This is a genomic window from Legionella sp. PC997, from assembly GCF_014109825.1.
Taxonomy (GTDB): Bacteria; Pseudomonadota; Gammaproteobacteria; order Legionellales; family Legionellaceae; genus Legionella.
In genome coordinates, this window is record NZ_CP059577.1 from 133,619 (window position 1) to 150,431 (window position 16,813).

A 16,813-nucleotide genomic window follows, 5' to 3' on the forward strand; every position below is an offset into this window, starting at 1 on the left:
AGGAGAGTAGGTAATGTTTAAAAAAATAAAACAATGGTTGACGCTAAAACCTCAAAACGCCAATAAACTGGCCAAAAAGGAACAATTGAAGCACGCAGCCATTTTATTACTGGTGGGTGGGGCATCCTATGGATTTTATTGTTACTCATCAGCTGAGAAAAAAAAACCAGTCCACCAGGAAGAAGCTCCGTTCGAGAGTATTTTTGAAAGTACTTTTAATCAGGGCAGTGACGAAGCACTCCTTCTGCAACAGCAGCAACAAATTGATTCTTTAAAAGAGTTAGTGGCAGAACATCATAAAAAACAGCAGGAAGCAGCACCTGTGAAAACAGAAAATTCGGAAACAAAAGCTTTGATCCAGGCCATGAAAGAACAGCTTTCACACCTTGAAGAAGAAAATAAAAAAATGAACGAACAATTACAGGTTGCACTGGTTTCTACCCGTCAGGCAAGCCTGGTCACCGTTAGGCCGCCAACTCGTGAAGAAATGGAAGCACAGCAAAAGAAAAAGCATCAGGCAGAGCGCGAACTGCTCGCAAAATCAGGACTGGAAACAGTGCAATTTAACAACCGGAAGAAAAAAAACAAGGAAGTGCGAACCTCTAAAAATTATGTTTGGGCGGGAACCTTTGTTGAAGGGGTGTTGCTGACTGGGGTTTTAGGTGATGCAGGAATAAACGGCTCAAAAAACATGGGAACTGCTTTAATCCGCCTTACCAGCGGAGGAATCATGCCCAACAATCAGCGTTCTCATCTGGAAGACTGTGTCGCCCTGGTATCCACTTATGGTGATTTATCAGGAAGTTCCGTGGTGATGCATTTAGAAACACTGTCTTGCGCAGGAAACAACATCAATTTTGAACAAAAGGCCTACGGCTCTGTATTTGATTTGGATGCCATGCAGGATTTACGCGGAACATCCATTCTAAAAACAAAGCCGCTCTTAACCTATTCGGCAGCGGCAGGCATGCTGGCAGGATTTGGTGATGGCTTAAAGAATTTAAATACCGCTCAAACAATCAATCCGGGGGCTGGCACCATTACGACCTACGGGCAGGCATCAACCCTTGCTCAATCGGCTGCTGGTGGTGCGCTTAGTAATCCTGCCAATCGTATTTCAGACTATGTAATGCGCATTGCTGATATTTATCATCCACTGGTTGTGGCACGTGCTGGTCGTCGTGTGTCCGTTTTATTTACTAAAGGCTTTTGGATAGACAAAGAACATCAGGTGTACGAGTCAGGACGCGCTATCAATGAAGGACATGCCCAAAACGAGTCTGGGGTTACAACCACTGTAAGCCGTGCCTATGAATTAAATACACACCCTGTGAATGGCGCTTCATTGATGCAGTCCAATAATCAAGAGCCCATGGTTCAAACCGTTAATCCTGTTGAGAATCCCCTCTTAAATCAACCAGGACAACCCTCTACCCCATTATTTTCAACCGTACAAAATGAGGAGCCACTTCATGACTAAACCTCTATTTTTATTGAGTACCCTTTTCTTAGTGTCGCAGTTATGTGCCTGCTCGAAATCCATCCTCGACAATCAGGATGCAAGATGTCCTTTTTCTGACAGGGGTGGTTGTCAAAGTATGGAAATGGTGAATCGTATGGTGCAGGAAAAACGCTATACACCCGATGGTCAATTCGTGCAGCAGGCAAGAATTCAAGATCTGTATTCAGATTATAAATAGGCGCTGGCACGAATACAGGAGAGAAGCAATGCTTACAAACGCTATAGAATGGGTTCAAGATACTTATCAGTTGCTAAAGGAGACCTGGAATGACAAAGGGCTAGCCGATAACGGAGCCGCTTTTGACCTCAAGGCGCATCAATATCCTTCTTTTACTGAGGAGCTATTACCTTATCAATATTTTGATGAGGAATCGAAGCTGTTTTTTAATGAACACAATGCGGGTTTAATTTATCGCATTGTCCCTTTAACGGGTGCGAATGAACACATAGCAGAGCAGCTGGATGCGCTGCTTCAATCTAAAGTGTCTCATGAGTTCACCTTGCAGTTGATTTGCGTCAAACACAATCAGGTAGGGAAAGATATTGAGGCATTTACTTCGCAGTTCACAAAAAGCGAATTTGAAAATTTAAGCCTGTTAGGAGAGAACCTTAAGGCATTTTATCAAAAAGCCGCCATACACGGTTTTAAAACCAACACGATGCTTGCACCTCGATTAACGCATACGGATTGCTATATCGTCATTGATAAAATCAAAAAAGAATCTGAGAACGATTTAAAAGCCTGTTTTGGCCAGTTTCGCGTTTCATTTGAAGCATCCTTAAGTGCTGCAAAAATTGGATTTAAGCAAGCAGATGCGACTGATTTTTTGCATTTGCTTCAGTTTTATCTGGATAATTGCCCTGATGCAATTACCCCACGCCCTGTTATATACGACAAAACCAAATTACTTAAAGAGCAGGCACTGTCTCATGACTTTGATATTGAAATTAAAAACAATGAAGTAGTAATTCAAGGGGCTAATGAAACTGGACATGCTTATGAAACAGCTGTATCTGTTCTGACCATTGATCGCCTCCCTCGTCAGTATTGTTTATGGGAGAACATCAATAATACCAGCAACATTTTTCATCCTGATAAAAGAATATCCTGTAATCACATCATCTCGGTCATCTATCTGGTTGAAGAGCAGGGACGTGCTCAGGGTAGAGCGAACCGCAAGACCCGTGATTTGGATAAAAAATCTAAAAGTGATTATGCCTTGAATGTAGCGGGAACTGAGGAGCAGGCAAGAGTATGGCGTACTTTTCGAGATGATTTATCCTCACAGAAGACTCGTTCTGTAAAGATGCTTTATAACGTGGTTCTTTTTTCAAGACCTCATGAAAAAGAGCGTGATGTGGAGGCTGCTCGCACGGTATTTGCGTTCAATGACATTAAATTGGCATTGTGTAAACGTATGCAATGTCCGTATTTTTTAGTCTCGATGCCGTTTTTTTTCACAGGAAATCTGGCTAAGGATTTTTCTCTTCCAACCATGATGTGGCCAATTTCTTCATGGAATGCAACCCAATACATGCCAATTCTTTCTGACTGGCGCGGGGTGGGCAAGGGTATTTTGTTGCCCACCATGCGCGATCAGTTTGCCTGCATCGATCCTTTCTCGGGTGCATTTGGCAGCAATTACAATATGGCTGTAACCGGAACATCGGGCGGTGGTAAAAGTTTTTTCATTCAGATGCTGATGCTCAATATTTTATTTAATGGCGGGGATATTTTTATTATTGATGTAGGTGGAAGCTACAGAAAACTGTGTGAGGCGCTTGGTGGGACTTATCTTGAATACAGCAATTTGGCGATGAATCCCTTTACCCATGTTACGGACATTTTACGAGAGATTGATGACATTATTGCCTTGTTTGAATTATTAACTTGCCCGACCAGCGGTGCTACAGATGACGACAGAGGCACTTTAAGAGAAGCCATTTTAACCGCTTTTGGAACAACTCAGAATCAAACGCGCATTGATGAGGTTGCAGGAGTCTTATTGTCATTGTACGAGCACGACCGCGAAACCTATCCTACAGCGCGCATTTTGTCTAAAAACCTTCAGCGTTACTGTTCTGCCTCAGAGCATGGAAAGGCGTTTAATGAACCATCCCAGTTATCGCCTGATGCCCGCATAATTGTAGTTGATTTGAAGGAAATTGAAGACAATCAAAGCATTCGCGCACCGGTTCTCCTGTCCGTTATTTCTCAGTTTCAAAGACGTATGTTCAACTCGGACAGGAACAAACAAAAGATGTGCATCATTGATGAAGCCTGGTCTTTTTTTACAGGGGATTTAATTGCAGTGAACTTTATTACCAAAGGCTTTCGTACTGGTCGGCGGCATAAAGCATCATTTGTCACGATTACTCAGGGGATTGAGGATTATTTTGAATTTTCAGAAGCTCGTGCCGCATGGGAGAACTCCGCTTTAAAGCTTGTTTTTTTACAAGAAGAATCACCGCTTTTAGAGCATCAAAAAAAGCATGAGACTTTTTCGGACTACGAGATGACTATTCTGAAATCATTCCCAATAGCGAAAGAAGCTGGTTTTTCGCAAGTTTTGTTGCGCGCCAACGGTATTTCCTCCTTTCATCGCTTGTTCGTTGATCCATTTACTCGCGTGCTTTTATCTTCTGATGGAGATGATTATCAGGCGGTCATTAATTATGTGGCACAAGGGATTGCATTTCTTGATGCGGTATCGCATGTCGCAGAACTGCATTATGGGAGGGGTTATGCCATTTAATCGCTTAAACACCACATATTGGGTCATTGCAGGAGTTTGTGGGTTCATTGGAGTCCTGGCGGGTATGTTTATGATGTGGCCTAAGCCGTTACCTCTTTTGGTGGTTGATATGAATCGTGCCATAGAGGCACCTTCGGTGCTGCTTGCCCGTTCTAAACTGACTCATGAAGAACAATTAAACATTATGGATCGCTTTTCACGAGCCCTTCCAGAAGTCATCAAGGACTATGGAAGGTCTCACCGGGTAACCTTAGTCAGTGCACCTGTATTGACTGGTTACAAACCCTCCCAAGTGGATGTAACAGACGAGCTCATTGCTTTGACCATAGCAAGGATAAAGCATGAAGCGCACTAACAAACGGTTTTTAGCCCTGATTCTTGGTCTGGCCTTCTTATTAGAGCCTGTAAGTCATGCAAAAAATATTGGTCAGTATGGCCAGACATTCCCTGTTAGAGAAGAGGATATAAGAAAAGTCATTATGAACAAACTCAATGCATTACAGCAAAGTGGTGATTTAGAGCATGTTCAGCGTGATTTAGAGCAGAAAGCAGCGCGTCAGGCGATGAGACCACACCCTTTGGCATTGAGCACGACTCGCACGCCTAAGACGTTTCGCATCTCACCGGCAGTGACTGTATCTCATGATATCTGGACTCCTGATGGGTATTTAATTGCAAAAGCAGGAACGCGGATAAACCCATTTGAGCGCGTTCACTTCCTCAAAACCCTGATTTTCTTTAATGCGGATGATGCAAGACAGGTTGCCTGGGTTAAGAACCATTACACCGATTTTAAGCACGTTAAGTTCATTTTAACCGGTGGTGATGTTCGAGTTGCTGCAGAGCTTTTTGGTCGAATTTATTTTGATGTGAACGGCATCATTTCATCTCGGCTGCAGCTTCAACACGTTCCAAGCATAGTCAGTCAGGTAGGTCTTGATTGGCAAATTAAAGAAATTGGAGTGAATGATGAATAAACGACTTTTCTGTTCAATTGCTGCAGGCTTATTCTTCATCTGTTCATTGCACGCATCGCAGTGTAAAGGGCATTTTGTCAATCCTATTACCGACATTTGCTGGGATTGTTTGTTCCCTTTAACCATTGGTTCCTCCGAAGTAGTAAAAAGCCAGTATCCTGATACTAAAAATCCTGGGAACCCTATCTGTTCCTGCCCAAACAAATTACAACTTTTAGGAGTTACTATAGGTTATTGGGAACCCTTTGCGTTAGTCGATGTGACACGAAAGCCATATTGCATGGTGAATCTTGGGGTGCAACTACATATTAAAGACCAGGGTCTTGGTGGTTCACAAATGCCCGATACGGATGGGCGAGGCGCATTTTATTACGTGCATTGGTACAAATACCCTCTGATGTATTGGCTGCAGGTACTTACATCCATCGGCTGTATGGAGACAGAAGATTTTGATGTGATGTATTTGAGTGAACTTGATCCAACATGGAATGACTCTGAGTTTGCTTTTGTTCTTAATCCAGAGGCCACCTTATTTACCACATCGCCAGTACGGGCGTCTTGTGCAGCAGATGCAACCAAAGCATTGGCAGGAACGGCCATGGATTCTCTATTCTGGTGCCAGGGCGCTCAAGGATCTACCTATCCGCTCAATGGTTTTGTGGCAAATCAGGCAAGTCCCATCAGTGCCGCAACGCTCCTGGCAGAACGCACCGACTTTAAGCTTCATCGCCTTGGAGCAATTAAAGATTCGGTCGGTAAAGATTGGCCTGCACTTTGTCGCACCTATCACTCTTCCATTTTGCCTAAAAGCCGGTATCGCTACCAGTTAGTCAATACATTACCTGATGCGAAACGCTGCCAGCCCTTTGGCCGTTCAGTCATTACCTGGGAGGCCGGACATACCTACCCTGGAGATGGGGATAATTTTGGCTTCATGATTTGGCGCAAGAGAAATTGTTGTTTTTTATAAGGAGGCCTTTAATGGCGCACTACATTAAAATCATTATCCTGTTTCTGACCGGGATTGGCGGATGTTTTGCAAACACTAATGATGAATTAAGGCAGTATCAAGAGGAGGGGGCTCACCAAGTATCAACCATTTCGAGTAAGACAATCGAAATGCTAAATCGTACGTCCTCACGGAATCAATCAGAGCACCAATCATTGATTGATACACTCATGCAACGCAGCGCGGACGGTTTACAAAGCAATCAAAAACCGCAGAGAGTAGAAGGTGCCATTTTATTTGTATCCTTTTCCATGCCCGACTCACTTCTATTTGCATTGAGCGATGAAGCAGCACGGTTTCATATTCCCGTGGTCATTAATGGCTTAGTGGATGGTGATTTTAAACAAACCATAGAAACATTTAAACGCCTTAATAGCGAAGCTCAAAAGCAGCATTTAAACTTTAAGGGAATTTCTATTGATCCGGTCTGGTTTAGTCAATTCCACATTACAACGGTTCCAGCGCTTGTAGTCACAGAGCCCTCCAAGTCTTGCGGTTCAGGGCAGTTCTGTGCCAATCAACCCTTTGATGTAGTCTATGGCAATGCAAGCATAAAAAAAGGACTGGAGCTCATCGCCCAGAAAGGAGATGCAGGAGCCACATTAGCGGCCACCATATTGGAGAAAGGCCATGTTTAGATGCATGTTGGCCATCGTCTGTATTTTTGGATTTGGCACGTTCTCAGCTGCCAATACAACAGCGCAGGACTTTCAGAAATTAAAAGAATACGCAAAATCTTTGGGGAATCAGCCACTGAGCGCCATGAATGAATTTAAGCCCCAGAATACCTTCAAAGACTATACGGAAAATCCCTCGCAATCGCTTCATTATCAGGGGGTTGAAACTGAAAAAACGGATTTAAGTACCTTGGCTGCGAATGCCTTAAAAAATGATGCCGGTGGACATACTGTGACCGAGCATTTTGGTCAGCGCCAGTTTGAAATCAATACTAAAAATGAAGCGATTAAAAACGCCAAATTAATTGAAGAAGAAAGTTATGCGATTACCCATGGACAATCTAATGAGCGGATTAAATGCGATGAAAAGCCACAGGCTTGTGAGATTAAGTCGCATGAGGAAATCTGTCATACATCAAGGCAATTACCAGAACAACAGTGTTTAAAAAAACGCAAAGTAACCGTGAACACAGAACGATGGAGTCAAAGAGCTGACTTTGAGGTATGGGTTCATAAAAAATGGACTGGACTCATAGCGGTTAATCTTATAACGGGTGCGATGACCAATAGCGCAGGAGGACATTTAACCAATCCTGTTAAATTAAATCATCCCTGCGAGGAGATGAAAGCCACAGTACACTCCATTCTAAATAATGGTGGTTCTGCTCATTGGGTGCGTGTTGTGGGACTTCCAACCTGCCAGAATGGAGGAGTAATCACCCTGTATATTTCAGATAAGTTCAGTCGCTATTACCCAATTCAAGTGGCATTGACGATTAATGCTCATTCTAAATCCTATGTGGAAGAAGAGCACTGGGATAATGAATGCGCTGCTCTTGAGACAAACAACCTATGTCAAAAAACACAAGAGCAGTGTACTGATTCCAATCCAACCCGTGTCATTAATGGCCTGCCCGTCACCCGCGATTGCTGGGAGCTTAATGCACGATATCAATGCGCATCCGCTGCAGCTGATGAATGTAAAACGCAACGTGAAAAAGGATGCTTACAGGCAAGCTCGCGCTGTACATTAATGAACAATAATGCCTGTTCACTCTATGAGCAGGTATATCGTTGCGATGAGACAGTCTGCCCACAGCCTGTGGCTTGTGTGCGTGATCTCTTTTGTGCCGATGGAGACTGCACGGAACATGCTGCGACTCAGAATGATGGTTTTGGAGAGGCCATGGCACCCATGGCCGTTGCAGGAGCTGCTGGCGCTGAGTTTGGTAAAACGCAGGCCACCTTATTTTCAGGCCATCCCGTTCAGTGCAAAATCTGGGTTTGGGACATTATTGATTGTTGTTCGAATGAAGGCTGGGCTGACAAACTCCATATCGATTTGTGTCGTGAAGAAGATAAGGCTTTAGGCAAAGCCAAACTCAATTATCTGGCTCATTACGTAGGCGAATTCTGCAGTCAGAAAGATCCCATTTTTGGCACCTGTCTGGAGCACAAACGCACCTATTGTGTCTTTGACAGCAAAATGGCGCGCATTATCCAGGCCGAAGGACGTTTAAGACAATTAAATCCCAATGCTTTAGGAGATGCGGAGCATACACGCTGCGCGGGGCTCAGTGTGAATGAATTACAAAGCCTTGACATGGGGCGCATCGATTTTTTAAACCCTGTCTATCCATTTCCCCAAGGACAACCAACAAAAGAAGCAGGAATTGTAGGCGATGTCGTTTTAAATAGCCCCGACGCTTCAAAAGCAATGGATGAAATCAAACGGCGAGTCCAGAAAAAGGCAGAACAAAAATGAGATTATTTACTATTATTTTAATGTTACTTTCCATGCCGGCCATGGCTGATTTAGTAAGTCCACCTGCTCATGGGTTTCATTGGTACAGTACAGAAAACAAAGAACCTCAGATGAAACCTGTTCAAATTCCAAAGGTGTCAAAGCCTGCGCTGACTCCATATGAAGAGCTCATGGAAGTCCGCAAAGCCACCATGAATAAGCTCGCAACGGCATTAATTGCCCCATCATTTGATGCAACCTATGAGTACATGAAAGCCCAGCAGGTGTATGCCAAAAACAATCAGAAATTTGTCCAGTACTGGCAACAGGTGCTGTTGTCTCATCCTGAGCTGGATCATTCCTTAAATTTTCCAACTGACAATACGGCTGTGGCCATTCGCAATGATTCAATGAATCTTTTAATGGAGAGGGTAGTCCGAGAAGGGGCTAAACGTTATGGATTAATCCTTTTTTACAAAGGGAACAGTTCCATTTCGCAAAAATTCATCACTCATCTTGTGCCATTCGTCAATCAGACCCACTTTTCAATGATTTCGGTCACAACAGATGGACAACCCATTGAAGGTTTGCCTAATCCTAAAAACATACCTCTTCATGAAATACAAAAAACAATGAATTTACAGTCACGCTACATGCCCGCACTGTTTCTTGTTGATTTAAAAACACAAAAAATGTCGCCTTTATCTTATGGTTTCGTCTCCACAACCGAGTTAAAAGAACGCCTGCTGGATGTGGCGACTCATTACAAACGATACAGCTATGAGGGGTTTGAAGCATGATTGTCCGCATCATTTTTTTACTGCTTTGTTCTGTAATTAATCCATTGCACGCCAATGTGGCAGTTGAAGAACTCAATGCACTGTTATTGAAAAAGCAAGCCCCTAAAGCTTTTGCACAGAAGGAATCAGCTGAAGCTAAAGATTTATCCCAAAATTATTATTTTGCATTTATTTATCGAAGCACCTGCCCACATTGTAAAAAATTCTCCCCTGTTTTAAAGGATTTTTCAGAAACATTCCATATTAAGGTTCGTGCTTTTAGCCTGGATGGAGAGTCCCTGGATGGACTCGATACCACACCATTAACACCTGAGCTTTTTCAAACATTCTATGTATCAGGAGGGTATAAGCCTACGGTTCCCGCCTTGTTTTTAGTCAATCGACATACCCTGGAGGCCTACGCTGTCTTGTTTGGAGAAGCAACTCCTTATCAGCTGGCACAAAGAGTACATGAATTAAAGCAACACATTGAGGAGAAATTTAATGATTAGAGCTCTTGTGCTAACCGTTGTTGCGTCTTTTACTTGCGTGACAGGAAATGGTGTTCATGCATCAGCCAGTGCCGATTTAAATCATTTTTTTAATAATCTTGGTTATTCTGCGAATGTCACGGGTAGCCATTCCTATGAATCACAGGCAGCAGGATTTGCATCATTAGGCTCTGTCTATGCCAGAAATCAGGTGCGTTCCATTCAGATAGCTCACGTTGATGTACCTGGGTTTCGCTCAGGATGTGGCGGAATTGATATTTTTGCAGGTGGTTTTTCCTTTATTAAATCAGAGCAGATTGTTTCCTTCATGCAGAATATTTTAAGTAACGGGGCAGGCTATGCAATGAACCTTGCACTGGAGACCGAGCTGCCTGAAATTGCTCATGCCATGCAATACATGCAAAAGCTGGCAAATGACATTAATGGGACAAATTTTAATTCGTGTGAGATGGGAGAAAACCTGACTGCAGCGCTTTATCCCAAAAATAGAGCGGCACATCAGCGTTTGTGTGAGGACATCGGGCGTAATCGTAATGTATACACCGATTGGGCAGAAGCCCGACATAAATGTTCGACAGGAGGGGAGATTGAAAAGCGATTGGAACAGGCAAAAAACGATTCAGAATATAAAGACAGGGCTCTTTTGAATACCAACGTAGTTTGGGATGCATTACAACTGAATGAATTCATCAAATCAGATACAGAAATTTCAGAAGTCTATATGTCGATTTCAGGAACACTGGTATTTGATGCCAAAGGAGGGATGCAAACGTATCCCTCTTTAGCGACTAATCAGGATTTTGTAAAAGCCTTGCTCTATGGAGGCAAATTACCCAGCTATAAGTGCACTGATTCAAACAAACCCATAAAATGTGTTGCCATCAATGTGAAAGGAAGCCAGGAGATCAGCAGCAAAGATGCTCTGGTTTCTCAGGTACAAGCCATCCTGCAGGGAGTTTATGAGAATATCAAATCAGGGACGGCCTTAACGCCACAACAAAAAGGGTTAATTGAACTAACCCAGCCGTCTGTATTTCAGCTCATTTCAGCCAGTGCACAACAGAATATCGGCATACAAAGCAGTTATGAACTTGCTCAGAGTGTAGCAACGGATTTGCTTGCCCAGTATCTTGCAAATTCACTTGAAGTGATTCGAGCATCCCTTGCAGGGCGTGATTTAGGTAGTGATCATGAAGAGAAATTATTTAAAAACCTGCAGGTAGCCCAACAATTTGTAGATAATTTTAATAGCGAATCACGAGCACGTTTTAATGCCGCACTGACCACCAATCAATTGGTTCAAAACAACGTGAAGCAGGCGCTTAATGCCCTTAATCCCATCTTAAGAAAATCATATACCGGAGGGGCACAATGAGCCCATTATTAATCTACACCCCACAAAATGGGATTTATTTAAAAGAGTTGCTTGATGGTATGGCCGCTTTGCTTACTGAATCTACCTTTAGTACGGCGTGTGACATTATCATGATTCTATCCGTTGGTATGGTCGGTTATCAGTACGTGATGGGGAAAAAGCTCGAATCATTAACTCGCTTTGTGCTGACCACCTTTTTAGTCATGTATTGCGTGCTAGGCATTAAAGTGCCTGTGGCTATAATTGACATGCAGACAGCCGAAGGAGCAGGAGAGGCCTTAACAGTTGATCATGTGCCTTTAGGTGTTGCATTACCTGCAGCAGTCATTAGTGGCATGGGGTACGGAATAACAACTGCTTTTAGTGATGTATTTCACATGCCAGATAGCCTGGAGTACAACAAAACCGGAATGATTTTTGGTGCAAGAACCTGGCTTGCGGCAACCCAGACAAGGCTCTCCATGTCGCCTGATTTGGCACAAGACCTATCGTCCTATATCCGTCAATGCGTGTTTACGGCAAAACTTTTGGCAAGTCACCAATTAAGCCCTCAGGAGCTTACCCAAAGTGCTCATCTATCTAAAACCTATTTTGAGAGCCCATCGCCTATTTATCGGGTGATTCTGCACAATGGAGACAATTTAAGTTGTGCTGATGCAGCAGCCAATTTAAAAACTCGATTGCCCGTTGCAGCCAAATTAGAGTTGGAGCGTCTTAATCATCTGGTAACCACAGGTGCTTTAGGATCACGCAACACGGACAGCAGTTCTTTACCAGGCGAAAAGACTTTTGGTGACCGGCTGCAAGCTGCTCACAAATATTACATGAACATTACCGAAGATGCGGCTGAAACACTTACGCAGAATATCTTAATTAATGCGACCCGAGATGCTGCTGCCGATGCTTTTGCTTTTTCAGGAGCTGATGCGGCACTCATGAATTACACCAATACGGACAGCACTCAAAAAATGCACATTGCCGAAGCCAATAGCTTTTGGCTTGCAGGATTTCGCCTGCCTTACTATATGACCGTGATGTGGATGCTAACGCTGTGTATTTTTCCATTAGTTGTTTTAATTTCATTTTTCCCGACCCTGAGTAACGCTTATTTCTTGTGGGTACAATCTCAAATCTACCTTTGGTCATGGCCGCCGATGTTTATTATTTTTCATTGGTTTGTTTCTATGGCCTCAAGTACTACCATTACTTTGTTTGGTCAAAAAACCGGAGGTGTGACCTTCTCTAATATCGATTCATTAGCGAGCATGCACAGTAATTTCGCCTATACGGCAGGCGCATTGGCGGCAAGTGTTCCTGTTATTGCCCTGTACATCACGAAAGGATTGGGACAGATTTTAAGTACCTCCTCCCAGCATTTTGGTGGTATGGCACAATCTTTGTCAGTCAGTGAAGCACAATCTGCAGCTGCAGGTAACATCTCAATGGCAAGTTACAGCGGTTGGAATATGAACTATGAAAATACCAGCGCCAATAATGTTTCGGCTAACAAGCACGATACCAATTGGACGAACATGCATGGGATGCACACGGAACAATTGGGAAGTGGAGTGCTTAAGACGACCACAGGCCATGGAGATGCTGTTTTTGATGTAAGTCCTGGGATGTCACGAGGACCCGTACACATTTCAGATACAAAGGCCTTAAGTGGCTCTTTAAATCAGGCTTTTGAGGAATCCAGGCAGGCTGCAGCCAATGAAAGCCAGCATTATCAAACGTCCTTATCCAGTTTTGCGCACAGTGCCGTACAATTATCGAAAATGCAGGGACATGATATGCGTTTAGGCGATGGAGTATCTGAAAGCGAATCCGGTCAATACAGCCAGGCCTTATCGACCATGACGCATATTGCCTCGGATGTAGCTAAGCGCGAAGGGATAAGCCAAGAGGATGCGCTGGCTCATATGACCTCAGCTGGATTAAATGCCCACGTCGGAGTCGCAAGTGAAAAAAGTATGCTGGGAAGTATTGGGCGATTTGCTTTTGGAGCAACAGGAGGTGCTGATAGTCATGCCAAGTTCGATAGGTCATCAACGAGTAGTGATCGTTACCATGAGGGTACGGACAGCAGCATGTCAGCGAAGGAAGCAGAAGACTTTAATCAGGCGCTTAATTACGTGAGCCAGTTTGCACAAAACCATCATTTTGATAACAGCCATTCGGAAGGGGCAAGCCTTTCGAATCAAATGGGTACTGACTTGCGGGAAGCACAAACGGCAAGTCAAAACTACGATGCCTCGATGTCTAAAGCCGCTCGCATTAGCACGGCCAGGAGTTATGTGGAATCAAACTCCGATCAGATTACAACCGATCTTAATCAGGCATTTCCTGGCTTTGTGGCACACCGCATTGGAGAAAAGGCACGAGATGAATTGTATTCTAATCCTTCAGATCTGGCTTCATTAAAACAATTACAAATGCTAGCTAATGAGTTTATCAGTGAACAACGAGAAGGTTTAATCGCACGATACGGCAATGCTTCTAAAAATGCTCGGATTGACTCCTTTTATCAGGATGCAGCAAATCCATTAAGTACCAAAGAGTCACAAATGAGAGCGGACTACCACAAAAACAGTAATGCATTGGAGGATTCTGGAAGGACTCTGGGAGTTGGCATGGATGCATCAAGAGCCGAAAGCATGCAGCAAAAAATTAATAATCAGGTCGATGCGGCGGTAAATAAAACAAGCAGTGGAGGAGGGCGTTTAAAGAGTCAATACCAGCAAGCGGTTGAAACAACGAACAACGATGTAGGCGAGGGGAAAAAACTGGGGCAAAGTAACGTCAACGCAGTTATACCTCGCCTATTTTACTAAATGGGTTGATCATCATGATAAATCAGCCCCAAAGAAGGAGCTTATCCATGAATAATGAAGAAATGAATTCACAAGAATTAAAAGAGGCCATCGCCTTGGATATAGAAACATTAAAAACATTGGACGTGGATATTATGCCGGCCAAGGAGTATTACCAGGCGAACAGGCGTTTGTTTTTGCATGTTTTTTTTAAACTATATGGAACAATACTTCTAGGATTTTTACTTCCACTCCCTTTTTATTGGAACGTATTGATGGTGGAGATTTCAACGCACGAGCTCATCTACATGTTTTTCTGGCTGCCATTAATGGCTCTAGGACTATGCCTTTTTGTTTTTCTATTCATTTACAGCACATTAAATCAATACATTTTGATTGACTATCAATTGAAACACAAACTAAGAACAGGCTCATTGATTGTAAAACAAATAAGAAGGGCTGGAACTATAGCCTATCGAATATTTGCGGGGATTGTTTTGATTCCTTCACTGTTCTTGTTTCCCAGTGCTGCCTTCTTCATATCCTTTGGCGCGTTTTTCATCAGCGGGATTTTAACGAGCATCCTTGTTGAAATGGAGCTCAATAGGATAGGCATCAGCGTGCTGTTTACTCTCATAAAGAATTATTTTGATAAGGACAAAAATGCCAGTGCGGCAATACCCTTAAAATAAACAAAACACATCAAAAAGAATAATTTTTAACCACAAATACAAGCAGTGGAAGCCGCTGCTTTGCCCAAAACAAGCTGGAGGAAGATATAATGCGCCATGAATCCAATTACAAACATTATACACGGGGCGGCCAGATCTCATTCCATAATCTGCGGATGTGGTTTCAGATTAACAAAGCGCTCTTTCATGTTTACTTATTCATTTGGGCAGGGTTAAGCATTGTAATGACCTGTATCTTTGCGCCACATGGAATGATAAGACAGACTGTGTCCTATCATGCGGCTCATTTTTATCACCTGGCAGGGGTGCCACATGTATTTTCTATCCCTGTTAAAGGGGGGTATGCATCACAAACTGTCGAACAGCTTCTCCACAATCACTATTTTTCTGCTACCTCCGATCGTTTACTGACACTCCTGTTACAGTCAACTCTATGGAGTTTTCCCCTATCGTTGATTGTGGCACTTTTGGTGAGCCGATATTTCATTTATCGAGGAAAGGTACAAACACAAAACCAATTTATACGAGGGGCTAGTTTAGTCCCATCAGAAACACTTAAAAAACAGATCATAAAGCAAAGAAAAGCATCTGATTTACATCTTGATGGATTTCCCCTGTTGCAAGGTGCAGAGGTGCAGCATTTATTGGTTCATGGCACGGTTGGGATGGGGAAAAGTCAGTTCATTATGAAATTGATGGATTGTTTACGTGCACGAGGCGACCGAGTCATTGTCTATGACAAGGGATGCACGTTTACTCAGGCTTATTTTCAGGAAGATCATGATGTTTTACTTAATCCTTTTGATGCACGCTGTGCTAATTGGGATTTATGGCTGGAAGCCCCAAAAGATGAATTACTGGAAAACATGGCAGAAAGCCTCATCCCCATGCATGGAGAAAACGATCCATTTTGGGTTAATGCAGCACGCACCGTGTTTGCCTGTCTTGCAAGTCAAATGCGTGAGGATAAGGAACGTTCCCTATCCAAGCTGTTAGGGTTACTGGTAACGGGCGAGTTTAGTGAGTTGGAACCTTATCTCAACGGCACGGCTGCAGCGACTTTGGTCAGTAATAAAATAGAAAAAACAGCCATCTCCATTCGCTCCGTCATCACAACCTACCTTAAATCAATGCAGTCGTTAAGTGGGCTTGATGAATCTGGTAAGCCTTCCTTTTCCATTCGTGATTATCTGTTAAATAAAGATTTGGAGGGCTGGCTTTTTATATCAAGCAATGGGGAACAGCATAAATCTTTAAAACCATTGATTTCGATGTGGATTGCCATGGCATCCCTGACACTTTTGAGCTTGCCAGAAGATGCGAACAGGCGAATTTGGTTTATTTGTGATGAATTACCAAGCCTGCACAAATTACCCTTATTGGGTGAAACCATTGCTGAAGTCAGGAAATTTGGCGGCTGTTTTCTGCTGGGAATGCAGAGCTTTAGTCAATTGGAGAAGGTATATGGGCGTAGTGGGGCGGCTGAAATTTTTGACTTGCTGAATACCCGAGCCTTTTTTGCAAGTCCAAGTCATGAAATGGCGCAACTTGTCAGTAAGGAACTTGGGGATGAGGAAATTGATGATACCCGAGAAAATTATTCTTATGGAGCTAACTCCATTCGTGATGGGATTTCCTTAGGAAAAAACCGTATTACACGACCCTTGGTGACTTATCCTGAAATTATGGGGCTTGATCCGCTTACTTGTTATCTGCGATTGCCAGGTCAATATCCTATAACAAAATTGGAGCTTCATTATCAAAAAAGAAGCGCGAAGGCTTCAGGTTTTCTACCTCGTGCCATACCGTCTCTTCCTGTTTCTAATACCAGCATTAAACATGTGCCTGTTGTTAATGAGTCCTCAGACAGTCGCTTTAATGCGCAAGAGTCGACTAATTCCAAGCGTTTCCAAGGTGAATACGAGATTGAATCTATTTTTTGATAGAGGAATAAATT

The 16,813-nt window shown here is 43.2% G+C and carries 14 protein-coding genes; all 14 read left to right on the plus strand.

Annotated elements, in window-relative coordinates; all coding sequences use genetic code 11:
- The first annotated feature begins 13 nt into the window (after positions 1–13).
- Positions 14–1,480 carry a TraB/VirB10 family protein gene (locus tag HBNCFIEN_RS17135; RefSeq protein WP_014845148.1) on the plus strand — a complete coding sequence of 489 codons (1,467 nt, stop codon included), beginning with the start codon at positions 14–16 and terminating at the stop codon, positions 1,478–1,480.
- On the plus strand, positions 1,473–1,700 hold the full coding sequence (locus HBNCFIEN_RS17140) for a hypothetical protein (protein WP_014845147.1): 228 nt from the start codon (positions 1,473–1,475) through the stop codon (positions 1,698–1,700). Before HBNCFIEN_RS17135 ends, HBNCFIEN_RS17140 begins: the two co-directional genes overlap by 8 nt.
- Positions 1,701–1,728: 28 nt before the next feature.
- Positions 1,729–4,278 (plus strand): type IV secretion system protein TraC, encoded by a 2,550-nt coding sequence (traC, locus tag HBNCFIEN_RS17145; RefSeq protein ID WP_014845146.1) that lies wholly within the window; start codon positions 1,729–1,731, stop codon positions 4,276–4,278.
- Complete coding sequence (locus HBNCFIEN_RS17150; protein WP_014845145.1) at positions 4,268–4,633, plus strand: TrbI F-type domain-containing protein; 366 nt, start codon at positions 4,268–4,270, stop codon at positions 4,631–4,633. The genes traC and HBNCFIEN_RS17150 overlap by 11 nt, the downstream gene beginning before the upstream one ends.
- The gene (traW, locus tag HBNCFIEN_RS17155) at positions 4,620–5,255 is read left to right on the plus strand and encodes a type-F conjugative transfer system protein TraW (protein WP_014845144.1); all 636 of its coding nucleotides are present in this window, start codon (positions 4,620–4,622) and stop codon (positions 5,253–5,255) included. Before HBNCFIEN_RS17150 ends, traW begins: the two co-directional genes overlap by 14 nt.
- Positions 5,248–6,225, plus strand: coding sequence for a conjugal transfer pilus assembly protein TraU (gene traU, locus HBNCFIEN_RS17160; protein WP_014845143.1), 978 nt, complete (start codon positions 5,248–5,250; stop codon positions 6,223–6,225). Before traW ends, traU begins: the two co-directional genes overlap by 8 nt.
- 11 nt (positions 6,226–6,236) lie before the next feature.
- On the plus strand, positions 6,237–6,902 hold the full coding sequence (gene trbC / locus HBNCFIEN_RS17165; protein WP_101901819.1) for a type-F conjugative transfer system pilin assembly protein TrbC: 666 nt from the start codon (positions 6,237–6,239) through the stop codon (positions 6,900–6,902).
- Positions 6,895–8,706, plus strand: coding sequence for a type-F conjugative transfer system mating-pair stabilization protein TraN (gene traN / locus HBNCFIEN_RS17170; RefSeq protein ID WP_014845141.1), 1,812 nt, complete (start codon positions 6,895–6,897; stop codon positions 8,704–8,706). Before trbC ends, traN begins: the two co-directional genes overlap by 8 nt.
- Positions 8,703–9,485 carry a type-F conjugative transfer system pilin assembly protein TraF gene (gene traF / locus HBNCFIEN_RS17175; RefSeq protein WP_014845140.1) on the plus strand — a complete coding sequence of 261 codons (783 nt, stop codon included), beginning with the start codon at positions 8,703–8,705 and terminating at the stop codon, positions 9,483–9,485. The genes traN and traF overlap by 4 nt, the downstream gene beginning before the upstream one ends.
- The gene (gene trbB, locus HBNCFIEN_RS17180; protein WP_014845139.1) at positions 9,482–9,976 is read left to right on the plus strand and encodes a type-F conjugative transfer system pilin assembly thiol-disulfide isomerase TrbB; all 495 of its coding nucleotides are present in this window, start codon (positions 9,482–9,484) and stop codon (positions 9,974–9,976) included. Before traF ends, trbB begins: the two co-directional genes overlap by 4 nt.
- Positions 9,969–11,351, plus strand: coding sequence for a conjugal transfer protein TraH (locus HBNCFIEN_RS17185; RefSeq protein ID WP_014845138.1), 1,383 nt, complete (start codon positions 9,969–9,971; stop codon positions 11,349–11,351). The genes trbB and HBNCFIEN_RS17185 overlap by 8 nt, the downstream gene beginning before the upstream one ends.
- Complete coding sequence (locus tag HBNCFIEN_RS17190) at positions 11,348–14,185, plus strand: conjugal transfer protein TraG N-terminal domain-containing protein (protein ID WP_014845137.1); 2,838 nt, start codon at positions 11,348–11,350, stop codon at positions 14,183–14,185. Before HBNCFIEN_RS17185 ends, HBNCFIEN_RS17190 begins: the two co-directional genes overlap by 4 nt.
- A 47-nt stretch (positions 14,186–14,232) precedes the next feature.
- On the plus strand, positions 14,233–14,856 hold the full coding sequence (locus HBNCFIEN_RS17195; RefSeq protein WP_014845136.1) for a hypothetical protein: 624 nt from the start codon (positions 14,233–14,235) through the stop codon (positions 14,854–14,856).
- A gap of 89 nt (positions 14,857–14,945) precedes the next feature.
- Positions 14,946–16,799 carry a type IV conjugative transfer system coupling protein TraD gene (gene traD, locus HBNCFIEN_RS17200; RefSeq protein WP_014845135.1) on the plus strand — a complete coding sequence of 618 codons (1,854 nt, stop codon included), beginning with the start codon at positions 14,946–14,948 and terminating at the stop codon, positions 16,797–16,799.
- Positions 16,800–16,813 lie beyond the last annotated feature (14 nt).